This is a genomic window from Streptomyces neyagawaensis (genome assembly GCF_023516595.1).
Lineage (GTDB): Bacteria > Actinomycetota > Actinomycetes > Streptomycetales > Streptomycetaceae > Streptomyces > Streptomyces neyagawaensis.
On record NZ_JAMGBG010000100.1, the window covers coordinates 16522 to 31895 of the forward strand.

The window sequence follows — 15374 nt, forward strand, 5'->3', positions numbered from 1 at the left end:
CTCGACAATCCCCGAAGACGTCCGGTGGCCAACCCCCACCGGTCCTTGAAAGAGAAGGAAGAACTGGCATGTCCTCGACTCTCGCCGCTGTCACCGGTGACCTCAAGGCCCTTGGCTCCATCGGCTACGGTCTCGCCGCTATCGGCCCCGGCGTCGGCGTCGGCATCATCTTCGGCAATGGCACCCAGGCCCTGGCCCGCCAGCCCGAGGCCGCCGGCCTGATCCGTGCCAACCAGATCCTCGGCTTCGCCTTCTGTGAGGCGCTCGCCCTCATCGGTCTGGTTATGCCGTTCGTCTACGGCTCCTGATCTTTTCAGGCTGACGACCAAACCAGACGAAAGGCAACGACATGAGCCAGCTGCTCATCCTGGCGGCCGAGGGGGAAGCAGAGAACCCTCTCATCCCGCCGATCCCTGAGCTCGTCATCGGCTTGCTCGCCTTCGTCATCGTCTTCGGCTTCCTCGCCAAGAAGCTCCTCCCGAACATCAACAAGGTTCTGGAAGAGCGCCGCGAGGCCATCGAGGGCGGTATCGAGAAGGCTGAGGCCGCGCAGACCGAGGCCCAGAGCGTGCTCGAGCAGTACAAGGCTCAGCTCGCCGAGGCCCGGCACGAGGCCGCGCGACTGCGCCAGGAGGCGCAGGAGCAGGGCGCCGCGCTCATCGCCGAGATGCGCGCCGAGGGCCAGCGGCAGCGTGAGGAGATCGTCGCCGCCGGTCACGCCCAGCTCGAGGCCGACCGCAAGGCCGCCGCTTCCGCGCTGCGCCAGGACGTCGGCAAGCTCGCCACCGACCTGGCCGGCAAGCTCGTCGGTGAGTCCCTCGAGGACCACGCCCGGCAGAGCCGCGTCATCGACCGCTTCCTCGACGACCTCGAGGAGAAGGCCGAGGCGACGCGATGAACGGAGCGAGCCGCGAGGCCCTGGCAGCCGCACGTGAGCGTCTCGACGCGCTGACGGACTCCACGTCCGTGGACGCGGCCGCGCTCGCCGACGAGCTGGCCGCCGTCACCGCGCTGCTCGACCGCGAGGTGTCGCTGCGTCGGGTCCTCACCGACCCGGCGCAGGCCGGCGAGGCCAAGGCCGAACTGGCCCGGCGCATCCTCGGCGGCCAGGTCAGCGAGACCACCGCCGACCTGGTGGCGGGTCTGGTGCGTTCCCGTTGGTCGCAGTCGCGCGACCTGGTGGACGCGCTGGAGGAGCTGACGGCCCTGGCCGACCTCACCGCCGCGCAGAAGTCGGGCACGCTCGACGACGTCGAGGACGAGCTGTTCCGGTTCGGCCGGATCGTCGCCTCGAACACCGCGCTGCGGTCCGCGCTGACCGACCGCGCCGCGGGCGCTTCGGCCAAGGCCGAGCTGCTCCGCAGCCTGCTCGGCGGCCGTGCCAAGGTCACCACCGAGCGTCTGGTGACGCGCCTTGTGACCGCGCCGCGGGGACGTAGCCTGGAGGCGGGACTCGAGTCCCTGTCCAAGCTCGCCGCCGAGCGCCGGAACCGCATGGTCGCCGTCGTCACCTCGGCGGTCCCGCTGAGCGACACCCAGAAGCAGCGCCTCGGCGCCGCCCTGGCGAAGCTCTACGGCCGCCCGATGCACCTCAACCTCGACGTGGACCCCGGCGTCCTCGGCGGGATCCGGGTGCAGGTCGGCGACGAGGTCATCAACGGTTCGATCGCGGACCGACTCGAGGACGCCGGCCGCCGTCTGGCGAGCTGAGCAACTTCATACGCAGTACGTACCTACGGCCCGGTTGGGCCGTGCAGAGGATTCCTGGGGGTCGCCCCCAGACCCCCAAGTTGAAACTTCGGGCCCAACAAGGAGAGCAGGGAACCCAGATGGCGGAGCTCACGATCCGGCCGGAGGAGATCCGGGACGCGCTGGAGAACTTCGTCCAGTCGTACAAGCCGGACGCGGCCTCGCGCGAGGAGGTCGGTACGGTCACCCTTGCCGGCGACGGCATCGCGAAGGTCGAGGGTCTTCCCTCGGCCATGGCCAACGAACTGCTGAAGTTCGAGGACGGCACCCTCGGCCTCGCGCTGAACCTGGAAGAGCGCGAGATCGGCGCCATCGTCCTCGGTGAGTTCAGCGGTATCGAGGAGGGTCAGCCGGTCACCCGTACCGGCGAGGTCCTGTCGGTCGCCGTGGGCGAGGGCTACCTCGGCCGCGTCGTCGACCCGCTCGGCAACCCGATCGACGGCCTCGGCGAGATCGAGACCACCGGTCGCCGCGCCCTCGAGCTGCAGGCCCCCACGGTCATGCAGCGCAAGTCGGTGCACGAGCCGATGGAGACCGGCTACAAGGCCGTCGACGCGATGACCCCGATCGGCCGTGGTCAGCGTCAGCTGATCATCGGTGACCGCCAGACCGGCAAGACCGCCCTGGCCGTCGACACGATCATCAACCAGCGCGACAACTGGCGCTCGGGCGACGTGAACAAGCAGGTCCGCTGCATCTACGTCGCCATCGGCCAGAAGGGCTCGACCATCGCGTCGGTCCGCCGCGCGCTGGAGGAGAACGGCGCGCTCGAGTACACGACCATCGTCGCCGCCCCGGCGTCCGACCCGGCCGGCTTCAAGTACCTGGCGCCGTACACCGGTTCGGCCATCGGTCAGCAGTGGATGTACGAGGGCAAGCACGTCCTCATCATCTTCGACGACCTCTCGAAGCAGGCCGACGCCTACCGCGCCGTGTCGCTGCTGCTGCGCCGTCCGCCGGGCCGTGAGGCCTACCCGGGTGACGTCTTCTACCTGCACTCCCGTCTGCTGGAGCGCTGCGCGAAGCTCTCCGACGACATGGGCAAGGGCTCGATGACCGGTCTGCCGATCGTCGAGACCAAGGCCAACGACGTCTCGGCGTTCATCCCGACCAACGTCATCTCCATCACCGACGGCCAGTGCTTCCTGGAGTCGGACCTCTTCAACGCCGGTCAGCGTCCCGCGCTGAACGTCGGTATCTCCGTCTCCCGAGTCGGTGGTTCCGCCCAGCACAAGGCGATGAAGCAGGTCTCCGGTCGTCTGCGCGTGGACCTCGCCCAGTTCCGTGAGCTGGAGGCGTTCGCCGCCTTCGGTTCCGACCTGGACGCCGCGTCGAAGGCCCAGCTGGAGCGCGGCCAGCGCATGGTCGAGCTGCTGAAGCAGGCCCAGTACGAGCCGATGTCCACCGAGGACCAGGTCGTCTCCGTGTGGGCCGGCACCACCGGCAAGATGGACGACGTTCCGGTCGCCGACATCCGCCGCTTCGAGAAGGAGCTGCTGGAGTACCTGCACCGCAAGGAGCAGGGCCTCATGACCTCCATCAAGGAGGGCGGCAAGCTCTCGGACGACACGCTGACCGCCATCGCGGACGCGATCGCCGACTTCAAGAAGCAGTTCGAGACCTCGGACGGCAAGCTGCTCGGCGAGGACGCTCCGGCGGCCGTCAACGTCTCCAAGTGACGTAAGGAAGGGACCTGACTCATGGGAGCTCAGCTCCGGGTCTACAAGCGTCGCATCCGATCCGTCACCGCGACCAAGAAGATCACCAAGGCGATGGAGATGATCGCCGCCTCGCGCGTCGTCAAGGCGCAGCGCAAGGTGGCGGCCTCCACGCCGTACGCGACCGAGCTCACCCGCGCGGTCACGGCGGTGGGCACTGGTTCGAACACCAAGCACCCGCTGACCACGCAGGCCGAGACGGTCACGCGTTCCGCAGTGCTGCTGCTGACGAGTGACCGGGGTCTGGCCGGTGCCTTCAACTCCAACGCCATCAAGGCGGCGGAACAGCTGACGGCGCGGCTGGAGTCCGAGGGCAAGCAGGTCGACACGTACATCGTCGGCCGCCGCGGTGTCGCCCACTACAACTTCCGCGAGCGCAAGATCGCGGACCAGTGGACGGGCTTCACCGACGAGCCCTCGTACGCGGACGCCAAGAAGGTCGCGGCGCCCCTGATCGAGGCCATCGAGAAGGACACGGCGGACGGCGGCGTGGACGAGCTCCACATCGTGTACACCGAGTTCGTGTCGATGATGACGCAGCAGGCGCTCGACGCGCGTCTGCTGCCGCTCAGCCTCGACGAGGTCGCGGAGGAGAAGCCGACGGGCGAGATCCTGCCGCTGTACGACTTCGAGCCGTCGGCGGAGGACGTCCTCGACGCCCTGCTGCCGCGCTACGTCGAGAGCCGTATCTACAACGCGCTGCTCCAGTCGGCTGCTTCCAAGCACGCCGCCACCCGCCGCGCGATGAAGTCGGCGACCGACAACGCGGGCGAGCTGATCAACACGCTCTCCCGTCTTGCCAACGCGGCCCGCCAGGCCGAAATCACCCAGGAAATCAGCGAGATCGTCGGTGGCTCCGCAGCCCTTGCCGACGCGACCGCGGGGAGTGACAAGTAATGACGACGACTTCTGAGACGGCCGTTGCCACGGGCCGCGTCGCCCGGGTCATCGGCCCGGTCGTCGACGTGGAGTTCCCCGTCGACGCGATGCCCGACATCTACAACGCCCTGCACGTCGAGGTCTCCGACCCGGCGAACGAGGGTGAGAAGAAGACGCTGACCCTGGAGGTCGCCCAGCACCTGGGTGACGGCCTGGTCCGCACCATCTCCATGCAGCCCACCGACGGTCTGGTCCGCCAGGCCGCGGTCACCGACACCGGCGCCTCCATCAGCGTGCCGGTCGGCGACTTCACCAAGGGCAAGGTGTTCAACACCCTCGGTGAGGTTCTGAACGTCGACGAGCAGTACACGGGCGAGCGCTGGGGCATCCACCGCAAGGCCCCGAACTTCGACGAGCTTGAGTCGAAGACCGAGATGTTCGAGACCGGCGTCAAGGTCATCGACCTTCTCACCCCGTACGTCAAGGGTGGAAAGATCGGTCTGTTCGGTGGTGCCGGCGTCGGTAAGACGGTGCTCATCCAGGAGATGATCTACCGCGTCGCCAACAACCACGACGGTGTGTCGGTGTTCGCGGGTGTCGGTGAGCGCACCCGTGAGGGCAACGACCTCATCGAGGAGATGTCCGACTCGGGCGTCATCGACAAGACCGCGCTGGTCTTCGGCCAGATGGACGAGCCCCCGGGCACCCGTCTGCGCGTGGCCCTCGCCGGTCTGACCATGGCGGAGTACTTCCGCGATGTGCAGAAGCAGGACGTGCTGTTCTTCATCGACAACATCTTCCGCTTCACCCAGGCCGGCTCCGAGGTCTCGACCCTGCTCGGCCGTATGCCCTCCGCGGTGGGTTACCAGCCGAACCTGGCCGACGAGATGGGTCTCCTCCAGGAGCGCATCACCTCGACCCGTGGTCACTCGATCACCTCGATGCAGGCGATCTACGTCCCCGCGGACGACCTGACCGACCCGGCCCCGGCCACCACCTTCGCCCACCTCGACGCGACGACGGTTCTCTCCCGTCCGATCTCCGAGAAGGGCATCTACCCGGCCGTGGACCCGCTGGACTCGACGTCCCGCATCCTCGACCCGCGGTACATCGCGGCGGACCACTACACGGCCGCCATGCGCGTGAAGAGCATCCTGCAGAAGTACAAGGACCTGCAGGACATCATCGCGATCCTCGGTATCGACGAGCTCGGCGAGGAGGACAAGCTCGTCGTCCACCGTGCCCGTCGCGTGGAGCGCTTCCTGTCCCAGAACACCCACGTCGCCAAGCAGTTCACCGGCGTCGACGGGTCGGACGTGCCGCTGGACGAGTCGATCGCCGCGTTCAACGCGATCATCGACGGTGAGTACGACCACTTCCCGGAGCAGGCGTTCTTCATGTGCGGTGGTCTTGAGGACCTGAAGAAGAACGCGAAGGAGCTCGGCGTCAGCTGACGCCCGGCAACTCGTGAACAGTGGGGGGCGAGACCACACCTCTAGGGGTGCGTCCCGCCCCTCTCTGTACTCCCTCTAGAATTGAACCCAACACCCGGCGGAACCGCCGGGTGGTGACCCGAGGAGCCACCTTGGCTGCTGAGCTGCACGTCGCGCTGGTCGCGGCCGACCGAGAGGTCTGGTCGGGCCAGGCCACCCTGGTCGTCGCACGCACCACGTCCGGCGACATCGGCGTCATGCCCGGTCACCAGCCGCTGCTCGGTGTGCTGGAGTCGGGCCCCGTGACCATCCGTACGAGTGAGGGCGGCACCGTCGTCGTCGCCGTGCACGGTGGATTCATCTCGTTCGCGGACAACAAGCTGTCCCTGCTGGCCGAGGTCGCCGAGCTGGCCGACGAGATCGACGTCCAGCGCGCGGAGCGCGAGCTGGAGCGGGCGAAGGCGGAGGGCGACGCCGCCGCCGAGCGCCGCGCGGACGTCCGACTGCGGACGGTGTCGGCGCGCTGAACGGGTGCGCCGTGTGATGCTGTGTCTCAGCCGCGGCTGGGTCTGGATGGAAACATCCTGATCCGGCCGCGGCTGAGGTGAATACGGGTGTTTTTTACGTTCCATTACCTAGGAGACGAGGAGGTCGGTGTCGATGGTCCTCGCTCTGACTGTGTGCGGGTCGGTGATCGCGCTCGTGGTGGTGGGGCTCGTCGTCTTCGGACTGCGCCGCCGACTGATTCAGCGCTCCGGTGGAACCTTCAACTGCAGCCTGCGGTGGGATGCCCCGGAGAAACCCGTGGGCGGTGAGGAGAAGGGCAAGGGCTGGGGTTACGGCATCGCCCGCTACAACGGGGACCGCATCGAATGGTTCCGGATCTTCTCGTACTCGCCCCGCCCGCGCCGCGTCCTGGAACGCTCGGCGATCGAGGTGGCCGGCCGCCGCACCCCGGACGGTGAGGAGCTGGTGCTCCTGCCCGACGACATCATCCTGGTCTGCCTCCACCGGGGCACGCGTCTGGAGCTGGCGATGAGCGAGGACGCGCTGACCGGTTTCCTCGCGTGGCTGGAGGCAGCCCCGCCCGGACAGCGAGTGAATGTGGCGTAGCCACATTCACTCGCTGGGTGGGGGTCCCCCGGACGAAGTCTGGGGGAGCGTCAACGTCGTCTGATCTCTCTCAGCCGGTCACTTCCGACCGGCTCTTGATCTTTCTTCGCCGGTCACTTCAGGCCGTTGTTGATCGCGGTCACCAGCTCTCCGTTGCTCGTGTCGCCGCTGAACTCCCAGAAGAACGCGCCGCCCAGGTTCTGGTTCTTCGCCCAGGTCATCTTGGTGCCGATGGTGGCGGGCGTGTCGTAGCTCCACCAGTTGCTGCCGCAGTGCGCGTAGGCCGTGCCGCCGATGGTGCCGGTGGCCGGGCAGGAGTTCTTCAGCACCTTGTAGTCCTCGATGCCCGCCTCGTAGGTGCCGGGCGCCGCGCCGGTGGCCGCTCCGCCGGGGGCGGACTGGGTGACGCCGGTCCAGCCGCGGCCGTAGAAGCCGATGCCGAGCAGCAGCTTCGCTGACGGGACGCCCTTCGACTTCAGCTTGGCGATGGCGGCGGCCGAGTTGAAGCCCTCCTTCGGGATACCCGTGTACGACGTGAGCGGCGAGTGCGGGGCGGTCGGGCCGGTCTTGTCCCAGGCGCCGAAGTAGTCGTACGTCATCACGTTGTACCAGTCGAGGTACGGGGCGGCGCCGCCGTAGTCGGCCGCGTCGATCTTGCCGCCGGAGGAGCCGTCGGCGGTGATGGCCGCGGTGACCAGGTAGTTCGAGCCGAACTCGGAGCGCAGCGCCGACATCAGGTTCTTGAACGCCGCCGGGCCCGAGGTGTCGCAGGTCAGACCGCAGGCGTTCGGGTACTCCCAGTCGATGTCGATGCCGTCGAAGATGTCGGCCCAGCGTGGGTCCTCCACGACGGCCTTGCAGGACTTGGCGAACGCGGCCGGGTTCTGCGCGGCCTGGCCGAAGCCGCCGGAGTAGGTCCAGCCGCCGAAGGAGTACAGGACCTTGATGTGCGGGTACTTCGCCTTGAGCTGGCGCAGCTGGTTGAAGTTGCCCCGCAGCGGCTGGTCCCAGGTGTCGGCGGTGCCGCTGACGGACTGGTCGGCGGTGTACGCCTTGTCGGTGGCCGCGTAGGAGTCGTCGAGGACGCACTGTCCGTTCTTGACGTTGCCGAACGCGTAGTTGATGTGGGTGATCTTGGCTGCCGAGCCCGAGGTCACCAGGTTCTTGACGTGGTAGTTGCGGCCGTAGACGCCCCACTCGGTGAAGTAGCCGAGCTTGACCTTGGAGCCGGGTGGCGGGTCGACGACCCCGCCGGTGGTGCGGACGGCGACCGCACCGCTGAGCGGGCCGGTCTGGTCGGCGGTGTCGCGGGCCTGGACGGTGTAGGAGTAGTCGGTGCCGGCGGTCAGGCCGGTGTCGGTGTAGGTGGTGCCGGTGACGGTGGCGACCTTGCTGCCGCCGCGCAGGACGTCGTAGTTCTTGATGCCCTTGTCGTCGGTGGCCGCGCTCCAGCTGAGCTTGACCGAGGTCTCGGTGACACCGGACGCGGTCGGGGTGCCGGGCGCGGAGGGCGCCGCGTCACCGGGGACGCTGGGGCCGCCGTCACAGCTGCCGCCGTTCAGCTTGCAGTTCGCCGGGGAGCCTGAGCCGCTCCCGTTGAAACCGAAGGAGACGGAGGCGCCCGGGGCGAGGGAGCCGTTCCAGGACTTGTTCTTGGCGGTCCAGTGGGAGCCGGAGGAGGTCACGTCGGCGTCCCAGGCCGAGGTGACCGTCGTTCCGGAGGGGAAGTCCCACTCGACGGTCCAGGAGCTGAGCGTGGTGGTGCCGGTGTTCTTGACGGTCCACTTTCCTTCGAAGCCGCTGCCCCAGTCCTGGGTCTTGGCGTAGGTGGCGGTGGCTTCGGTCGCCGCGTGGGCCGGGGTCGCGAGACCGACCAGGCCCGTCAGGGGAAGCAGCAGGGTGGCGAAGCCCGCCGCGAGTCTGTGCCTGAAGCGCATGACGCGCCTCCTTGTGGGGTGTCGTGAGCATGAGCATGACGTGGCGCAGTGCGGCGAGAATAGAAAGGTCTGGACCATAGGTCAATGGGTCTGGACCAGTGCGCGACGCCGTGCAGCCCGCCCGAGGGCCGCCGGACACCCCTCCGGCGGGTCAGATCCCCAGTTCCTGGGCCAGCACGGCCGCCTGGACCCGGCTGCGCAGATCGAGCTTGCCGAGGAGCCGGCTCACATGGGTCTTCACCGTCGCCTCCGCCATGTGGAGCCGTACCGCGATCTCCGCGTTGGGCATCCCCTGGCCGAGACAGGACAGCACCTCGCGCTCCCGTCGGGTCAGCGAGTCGAGCACTGACAGGTCGACCGAGGGCTCACGGGCCGACCCTGCGGCGAACTCGGCGATCAGCCGCCGGGTGACGGCCGGGGCGATCAGCCCCTCGCCGCGCCCCACCGTCCGCACGGCCGCGATCAGGTCCTTCGCCTCGGTGTTCTTCAGCAGAAACCCCGCGGCGCCCGCCCGCAGCGCCCCGAACACGTACTCGTCGAGGTCGAAGGTGGTGAGGACGAGGACGTCGGCCAGGCCCTCGGCCACGACCTGGCGGGTCGCGGACACCCCGTCGAGGCGCGGCATCTGAACGTCCATCAGCACCAGGTCGGGGCGCAGCTCCCGGGCGAGCGCCACGGCCCGCTCGCCGTCGGCGGCCTCGCCGACGACCTCGATGTCGGGCGCGCTGCGCAGGATGAGGACCAGCCCGGCGCGTACGGCGGACTGGTCCTCGGCGACGAGGACGCGGATCATGCGGGTTCTCCTTCGGGGACCGGGAGGGAGGCGCGTACGACCCAGATCTTGCCGTGCTCCGCGCTCTCGGGTCCCGCCTCGAAGGTGCCGTCCAGCAGCGCCACACGCTCCCGCATACCGACGAGGCCGGCGCCCGATCCGGGGGCGCTCGGGCCGTGCCGGTCGCCGTACGGGCTGGTCACCGCGATGTGGAGGGAGCCGTTCGGCTGCCGCAGGGTCACCGTGACGCGGCCGGGGCAGGCGTGCTTGAGGGCGTTGGTGAGGGACTCCTGGACGATGCGGTAGGCCGCGAGGCCCACGGGTGCGGGCAGGGTGTCGCCGTGGTCGGCGTCGAGGGTGACGTCCAGGCCGTTGGTGCGGGCGCCGTCGACCAGGGCGCCTAGTCCGTCGAGGGTGGGGGCGGCGGCCGGTTCGTTGTCGCCGCCGGTGTCCCTGAGGATGCCGATCAGCCGGCGCATCTCGGCGAGGCCCTCGACGCTGTTCTCGCGGATGACCCCGAGGGCCTGCCGGGAGGTGGCCGGGTCGTCGAGGGAGAGCGCCGCCGTGGAGTGGATCGCGATCGCGGACAGGTGGTTGGCGACCATGTCGTGCAACTCCCTGGCCATGCGGGCGCGTTCGGACGCGACGGCCTGGGTCCGGTCCATCTCGGCGAGCAGCGCGGTCTGTTCGGCGCGGAGCCGGGCGGCCTCGGCGGCGTCGCGGTGGTTGCGGACGATGAGGCCGGTCGCGGCCGGCATGAAGGCGACCAGGCCGATGACCGCGCCGACGAGCACCGCCTCCGGCACCCGCCAGATCGCCACCGGCACGATCGTGCCGACCAGGGTGAGCACCCCGGAGATCCACAGGACGCGGCGGGCGGTGGCGGGCGGGCCGTAGAGCACGGCCGCGTACACCAGATCGGTGAACATCACCAGCGTGACCAGATTGCCCTGGGTGATCGTGTCCACCGTCACCGCGGCCCATCCGACCAGCAGGGCGGTGCGGGGCATGGTGCGGCGGAGCGCTTCGCAGGCCGCCGTCACGACCAGGGGCAGCAGGATCCACCAGCGCCCGTCGAGCAGCACGATCGGGTCGTGGGCCGGGCGGGTCGCGAGGTGGAGCCCCCACAGCAGCAGGCCGCCGAGCAGTCCGGCGAGGGCGGCGCGCACGTCGAAGGGGTGCGGGCGGGGCGGTCGTACGGCCATGTCCCCATCCAACACGGCGCGGCTGCTCGCCGCCTGATGCCCGGGGACGGTCCTGGACTGCATCCTTCGATGTACCGCGGGTTCGTCATCGCCGACGACGATTCCGGTCGGCCCGGTCGGGAGCCTGGAAGGGTGAACGAAAGGAGCGAGTCGTGATCGTCGCGTTGATCATCGCCTGCGAGGTCGGTTTCTGGGCGCTGCTGGCGCTCGCCCTGGCCGCCCGCTATCTGCTGAGGTGGCGCCGGACGAGTGTGGTCCTGCTGCTGTGCGAGCCCGTGCTGGAGCTGGTGCTCTTCGTGGTGACCGCGATCGACCTCAAGAACGGCGCCGAGCCGAGCTGGGAGCACGGCCTCGCGGCGCTCTACATCGGGTTCACCGTGGGCTACGGCCACTACATGATCCGCTGGCTGGACGGCCATGCCGCGCATCGCCTGGCGGGCGGTCCGAAGCCGGTGGGGCCGCCGAAGTACGGCATGGCGAGGGCCCGGCACGAGGGTGCCCTCTGGCTGCGGACCGTGGTGGCGGCCGGTGTCGCGCTGGCACTGCTCCAGGCGGCCGTCTGGTACGTCGGCGACGACGGGAACGTCGCGTCGCTGAGGTCGTTCCAGTGGGTGGCGCTCCGCGCGGCCGGCATCCACGGGCTGGTCGCCCTCGCCTACACGATCTGGCCGAAGAAGGCACCGGTGGGTGCCGAGGAGGCCGAGCGCGAGAAGGAGCGGGCGGGGGGTTCGGTAGCGGGCGGTGGCGGACGGGGTGCGGTGGCGTAGGGCGCGAGGTCGTGCGTGGTTGTTCGTGCGGGTCCCCGCGCCCCCGGTACCCCCTTTCCGCCGGTCCGGGGCTCTCAGGTGCTCAGCGTTCGCCGCCCGGGACCCACAGGACGTCCCCGACCTCCTGGTTGGCGGCCCTGGCAAGGATGAACAGCAGGTCGGAGAGCCGGTTGAGGTAGGTCGCGGTGAGGGGGTTCATGGTGTCGCCATGGGCCTCCATCGCGGCCCAGGTCGAGCGTTCGGCGCGGCGGGCGACCGTGCAGGCCTGGTGGAGGAGGGCCGCGCCGGGGGTGCCGCCCGGCAGGATGAACGAGCGGAGCTTCTCCAGCCGCTCGTTGAAGCGGTCGCAGTCGGCCTCCAGCTTGTCGACGTAGAACTGCTCCACGCGCAGGGGCGGGAACTGCGGGTTCTCGACCACGGGCGTGGACAGGTCGGCGCCGACGTCGAAGAGGTCGTTCTGCACGCGTGTGAGGACCTCCACGATCTCTCCGTCCAGCCCGCCCAGGGCGATCGCCGTCCCGATCGCCGCGTTCGCCTCGTTGGCGTCCGCGTACGCCGAGATCCGCAGGTCGGTCTTGGGCACCCGGCTCATGTCCCCGAGGTTGGTGGTGCCCTTGTCGCCGGTCCTGGTGTAGATGCGCGTCAGATTGACCATGTGACCAGCGTAGTTACGCCCCGGCCGTCCGGAAGACCCGTGTGCCCACCGTCACGGCGAGCGTCGTGAGAGCGACCGCGGCGAGGGCGCCGTACAGCATGGACGCGGTCGTGTAGAGGCCGACGTAGGCGTCCCGCATCGCGTCCACCAGATAGCGGAACGGGACGAAGCGCGACACGAGGTCGAGCCAGCCGGGGGCCAGGGACATCGGCAGCATCAGGCCCGACAGGAGCATCGACGCCATCGTCAGGGCGTTCACCGCGGGACCGAACTCGTGCTGCGAGCGGGCCTTCATGGCGAGCGCGTACGACAGCGAGGCGAGCGAGACGGTCAGCAGGGCCACGAAGACGAAGCCGACGAGGATGCCGGCGAGCGGGGCGCGCAACCCCATGAACAGGGCCGCGACGACCAGCAGCACCGCCTGGAACACGAAGACCGCCGCGTCCCGCAGTACCCGGCCCAGCAGCAGCGCCAGCCGGCTCACCGGGGTGACCCGCATCCGTTCGATCACGCCGGACTGCTTCTCCAGGATGATCATGAAGCCGGAGAAGGAGGCCCCGAAGAGGCTGAGCTGGAGCAGCAGGCCCGGCACGAGCACCTGCCAGGAACTGCCGCGCGAGCCGAGCGGGAGGCCGGTGAGCAGAGGGCCGAAGAAGAGCAGGTACAGCAGCGGCATGAGCACGCCGAACAGCATCGCGAATCGGGAGCGCAGGGTCTGGCGGGCGTACCGCCCGAAGATCAGCGCCGTGTCGTGCAGAAGCATCGGGAGTCCTATACGGCTACGGGAGTGGAGTCGGCCGGGGCGGGGCCGCGGCCGGTGATGGCGAGGAAGGTGTCCTGGAGCGAGGCGTCGATCGACCCGGCGTACCGGAGCTTGAGCGCGCTCGGGGTGCCGTCGGCCACGATCCGCCCGTCGTCGACCACGACGAGCCGGTCGGAGAGGGCGTCCGCCTCGTCGAGGTAATGGGTCGTCAGAAAGACCGTGGTGCCGTGCTCGTCGCGCAGCCGGCGGACCAGGGCCCACAGGTCGGCGCGGCTGCCGGGGTCGAGTCCCGTCGTCGGTTCGTCGAGGAACAGCACCCGCGGTCGATGGGTGAGCGCCATGGCGATGTCGAGACGGCGGCGCTGGCCGCCGGAGAGCGCGGCGCACTTGCGGTCGAGCAGCTCCGTCAGGTCGAGGTCGTGGGCCAACTCCTCGGCCCGCCGGACGGCCTGTTCCTTCGTCAGCCGGTAGAGCCGCCCCTGGGTGACGAGTTCCTCCCGCACGGTGATCTGCGGGTCCACCCCACCGGACTGCGCCACGTAGCCGCAGGCCCGGCGGACCCCGGCCGGGTCTTCCACCAGGTCGTGGCCCGCGACCGTGGCGGCGCCGCCGGTCGGGGGCAGCAGGGTCGTGAGCATCCGCAGGGTGGTGGTCTTCCCGGCGCCGTTCGGGCCGAGGAAGCCGAGGATCTCGCCGGAGCGGACGGTGAGGTCGATTCCGCGCACGGCCTCCACGGGGCCGTGCTTCGTCTGGAAGGTACGGGCCAGACCGGCCGTACTGATGATGGGCATGGCCCCAGAAAAACAGAGTCCCTCAAATTTTGCAACGGTCCCAACTTTTCAGGGACCCCAATGATCAAGAGGGGTGCCTAGGATGGGGTCATGGCGGAGGGGCTCAGGGAGCGCAAGAAGCGCGAGACGCGGCAGCGGATCTCGGACATCGCCACCGGCCTGTTCCTGGAGCACGGCTTCGTGACGGTGACGATGGCGGACGTGGCCGACGCGGCCGACGTCTCGGTGAACACCGTCTACAACTACTTCCCCTCCAAGGAGGACCTCTTCTTCGACCGCAGCGCGGGCATCGTCGAGCGCCTCGGCCGCTGGGTGCGCGGCCGCGACCCCGGCGAGTCGGCCGTCGCGGCCGTCCTGCGGGAGCTGCGCTCCGAGGTCGAGGCCGTCTCGCCGCACGTCGGCCTGATGCCGGGGTACGACCGCTTCATGAGCGTCATCCACGAGGCGCCCGCGCTGCGGTCGAGGCTGTGGAGCATCCAGCAGGAGATCCAGGACAACCTGGAGAAGGTCCTCCGCGAGGAGACCGGCGCCCCGGCCGACGACCCCGCGCCGACCCTGATCGCCGGTCAGATCAACTGGGTCCACCAGACGACGATGGCCGTCGTCGGCCGCCGCATGGTCGCCGGGCACAATCCGGACGAAGTCTCCCGAGAGGTGCTTCTCCTCCTGGACGACATGGAGGGCCTGTTGAGCGACACGGTGCTCAACTACGCCGTCCGCCCCTCCGTGTGAGCGCTGCCGGTGTGATGTCCGTCCATTGAGACGTGACTCGCATTACTAAGCGGTCACACAGCCCCTCACGACCGCTAGTGTCCGCCCGAGAGGCAACACATCAACAGCGCGTACCAGGGGAGTCGCACAGTGGCACGGAAGCTCGCCGTCATCGGAGCCGGACTCATGGGGTCCGGTATCGCCCAGGTGTCCGCGCAGGCGGGCTGGGACGTCGTCCTGCGCGACGTCACCGACGAGGCGCTGAACCGTGGCATCGGCGGCATCACCGCCTCGTACGACAAGTTCGTGAGCAAGGGCAAGTTGACGGCCGAGGACGCCGAGGCGGCGCTCGGGCGGATCACCGCCACGACCGACCTCGACGCGGCGGCCGACGCGGACATCGTCGTCGAGGCCGTCTTCGAGAAGCTCGAAGTGAAGCACGAGATCTTCCGGGCGCTCGACAAGGTCGTCCGCGAGGACGCCGTGCTCGCCTCCAACACCTCAGCCATCCCGATCACCAAGATCGCTGCCGTGACGGAGCGCCCGGAGCGCGTCGTCGGCACCCACTTCTTCTCGCCCGTCCCGATGATGCAGCTCTGCGAACTGGTCCGCGGCTACAAGACGAGCGACGAGACGCTCGCCACCGCCCGGGAGTTCGCCGAGTCGGTCGGCAAGACCTGCATCGTCGTCAACCGCGACGTCGCCGGCTTTGTGACGACCCGTCTGATCTCGGCGCTGGTCGTCGAGGCCGCGAAGCTGTACGAGTCGGGCGTCGCCACCGCCGAGGACATCGACCTCGCCTGCAAGCTGGGCTTCGGCCATGCGATGGGACCGCTGGCCACCGCCGACCTGACGGGCGTCGACATCCTGCTGCACGCCAC

The 15374-nt window shown here is 69.2% G+C and carries 17 protein-coding genes; 11 read left to right on the forward strand and 6 right to left on the reverse strand.

Going from position 1 to position 15374, the window contains the following annotated elements; genetic code table 11:
- The first annotated feature begins 68 nt into the window (after positions 1–68).
- The 8 genes from M8J73_RS32710 to M8J73_RS32745 all read left to right on the forward strand — a co-directional run bounded on the left by M8J73_RS32710 (position 69) and on the right by M8J73_RS32745 (position 6892).
- Positions 69–308 (forward strand): ATP synthase subunit C-like protein, encoded by a 240-nt coding sequence (locus tag M8J73_RS32710; RefSeq protein ID WP_055538220.1) that lies wholly within the window; start codon positions 69–71, stop codon positions 306–308.
- A gap of 41 nt (positions 309–349) precedes the next feature.
- Positions 350–898, forward strand: a complete 549-nt coding sequence (locus M8J73_RS32715; protein ID WP_055538219.1) for a F0F1 ATP synthase subunit B — start codon at positions 350–352, stop codon at positions 896–898.
- The gene (locus tag M8J73_RS32720) at positions 895–1710 is read left to right on the forward strand and encodes a F0F1 ATP synthase subunit delta (protein WP_055538218.1); all 816 of its coding nucleotides are present in this window, start codon (positions 895–897) and stop codon (positions 1708–1710) included. Before M8J73_RS32715 ends, M8J73_RS32720 begins: the two co-directional genes overlap by 4 nt.
- Before the next feature lie 119 nt (positions 1711–1829).
- Complete coding sequence (gene atpA, locus M8J73_RS32725; protein ID WP_055538217.1) at positions 1830–3428, forward strand: F0F1 ATP synthase subunit alpha; 1599 nt, start codon at positions 1830–1832, stop codon at positions 3426–3428.
- 21 nt (positions 3429–3449) lie between these two features.
- Positions 3450–4364, forward strand: a complete 915-nt coding sequence (locus tag M8J73_RS32730; RefSeq protein ID WP_055538216.1) for a F0F1 ATP synthase subunit gamma — start codon at positions 3450–3452, stop codon at positions 4362–4364.
- On the forward strand, positions 4364–5800 hold the full coding sequence (gene atpD, locus M8J73_RS32735) for a F0F1 ATP synthase subunit beta (protein WP_055538215.1): 1437 nt from the start codon (positions 4364–4366) through the stop codon (positions 5798–5800). Before M8J73_RS32730 ends, atpD begins: the two co-directional genes overlap by 1 nt.
- A 131-nt stretch (positions 5801–5931) precedes the next feature.
- The gene (locus M8J73_RS32740) at positions 5932–6306 is read left to right on the forward strand and encodes a F0F1 ATP synthase subunit epsilon (RefSeq protein WP_055538214.1); all 375 of its coding nucleotides are present in this window, start codon (positions 5932–5934) and stop codon (positions 6304–6306) included.
- 133 nt (positions 6307–6439) lie between these two features.
- Positions 6440–6892, forward strand: coding sequence for a DUF2550 domain-containing protein (locus M8J73_RS32745; protein WP_055514818.1), 453 nt, complete (start codon positions 6440–6442; stop codon positions 6890–6892).
- Between the two features lie 113 nt (positions 6893–7005).
- Here M8J73_RS32745 and M8J73_RS32750 read toward each other — a convergent pair whose 3' ends face one another.
- From M8J73_RS32750 to M8J73_RS32760, 3 genes are all read right to left on the reverse strand, one after another.
- Positions 7006–8829 carry a glycoside hydrolase family 18 chitinase gene (locus M8J73_RS32750; protein ID WP_055538213.1) on the reverse strand — a complete coding sequence of 608 codons (1824 nt, stop codon included), beginning with the start codon at positions 8827–8829 and terminating at the stop codon, positions 7006–7008.
- A gap of 151 nt (positions 8830–8980) precedes the next feature.
- Complete coding sequence (locus M8J73_RS32755; protein ID WP_055538212.1) at positions 8981–9622, reverse strand: response regulator; 642 nt, start codon at positions 9620–9622, stop codon at positions 8981–8983.
- A complete protein-coding gene (locus M8J73_RS32760; protein ID WP_055538211.1) occupies positions 9619–10806 on the reverse strand; it encodes a sensor histidine kinase in 1188 nt (395 codons plus the stop codon). Before M8J73_RS32760 ends, M8J73_RS32755 begins: the two co-directional genes overlap by 4 nt.
- A 152-nt stretch (positions 10807–10958) precedes the next feature.
- Here M8J73_RS32760 and M8J73_RS32765 point away from each other — a divergent pair, with 152 nt between their 5' ends.
- Complete coding sequence (locus M8J73_RS32765; RefSeq protein WP_055541032.1) at positions 10959–11573, forward strand: hypothetical protein; 615 nt, start codon at positions 10959–10961, stop codon at positions 11571–11573.
- An 82-nt stretch (positions 11574–11655) separates the two neighbouring features.
- Here the strand turns inward: M8J73_RS32765 and M8J73_RS32770 are convergent, their stop codons facing one another.
- The 3 genes from M8J73_RS32770 to M8J73_RS32780 are packed head-to-tail and all read right to left on the reverse strand — an operon-like array spanning position 11656 to position 13782.
- Entirely contained in the window at positions 11656–12228 is a 573-nt protein-coding gene (locus tag M8J73_RS32770) for a cob(I)yrinic acid a,c-diamide adenosyltransferase (protein ID WP_055541031.1), read from the reverse strand.
- A gap of 13 nt (positions 12229–12241) precedes the next feature.
- Positions 12242–12991, reverse strand: a complete 750-nt coding sequence (locus tag M8J73_RS32775) for an ABC transporter permease (RefSeq protein ID WP_055541030.1) — start codon at positions 12989–12991, stop codon at positions 12242–12244.
- 8 nt (positions 12992–12999) lie between these two features.
- Positions 13000–13782: an ABC transporter ATP-binding protein gene (locus tag M8J73_RS32780; protein WP_055541029.1), complete on the reverse strand. Its 783-nt coding sequence runs from the start codon at positions 13780–13782 to the stop codon at positions 13000–13002.
- A gap of 90 nt (positions 13783–13872) precedes the next feature.
- Between M8J73_RS32780 and M8J73_RS32785 the strand changes: the two genes are divergently transcribed.
- Entirely contained in the window at positions 13873–14514 is a 642-nt protein-coding gene (locus M8J73_RS32785; protein ID WP_055541028.1) for a TetR/AcrR family transcriptional regulator, read from the forward strand.
- Positions 14515–14643: 129 nt separating this feature from the next.
- Positions 14644–15374 (forward strand): 3-hydroxyacyl-CoA dehydrogenase family protein (locus M8J73_RS32790; RefSeq protein WP_249829432.1); only part of this gene is annotated, 731 nt, incomplete at its 3' end.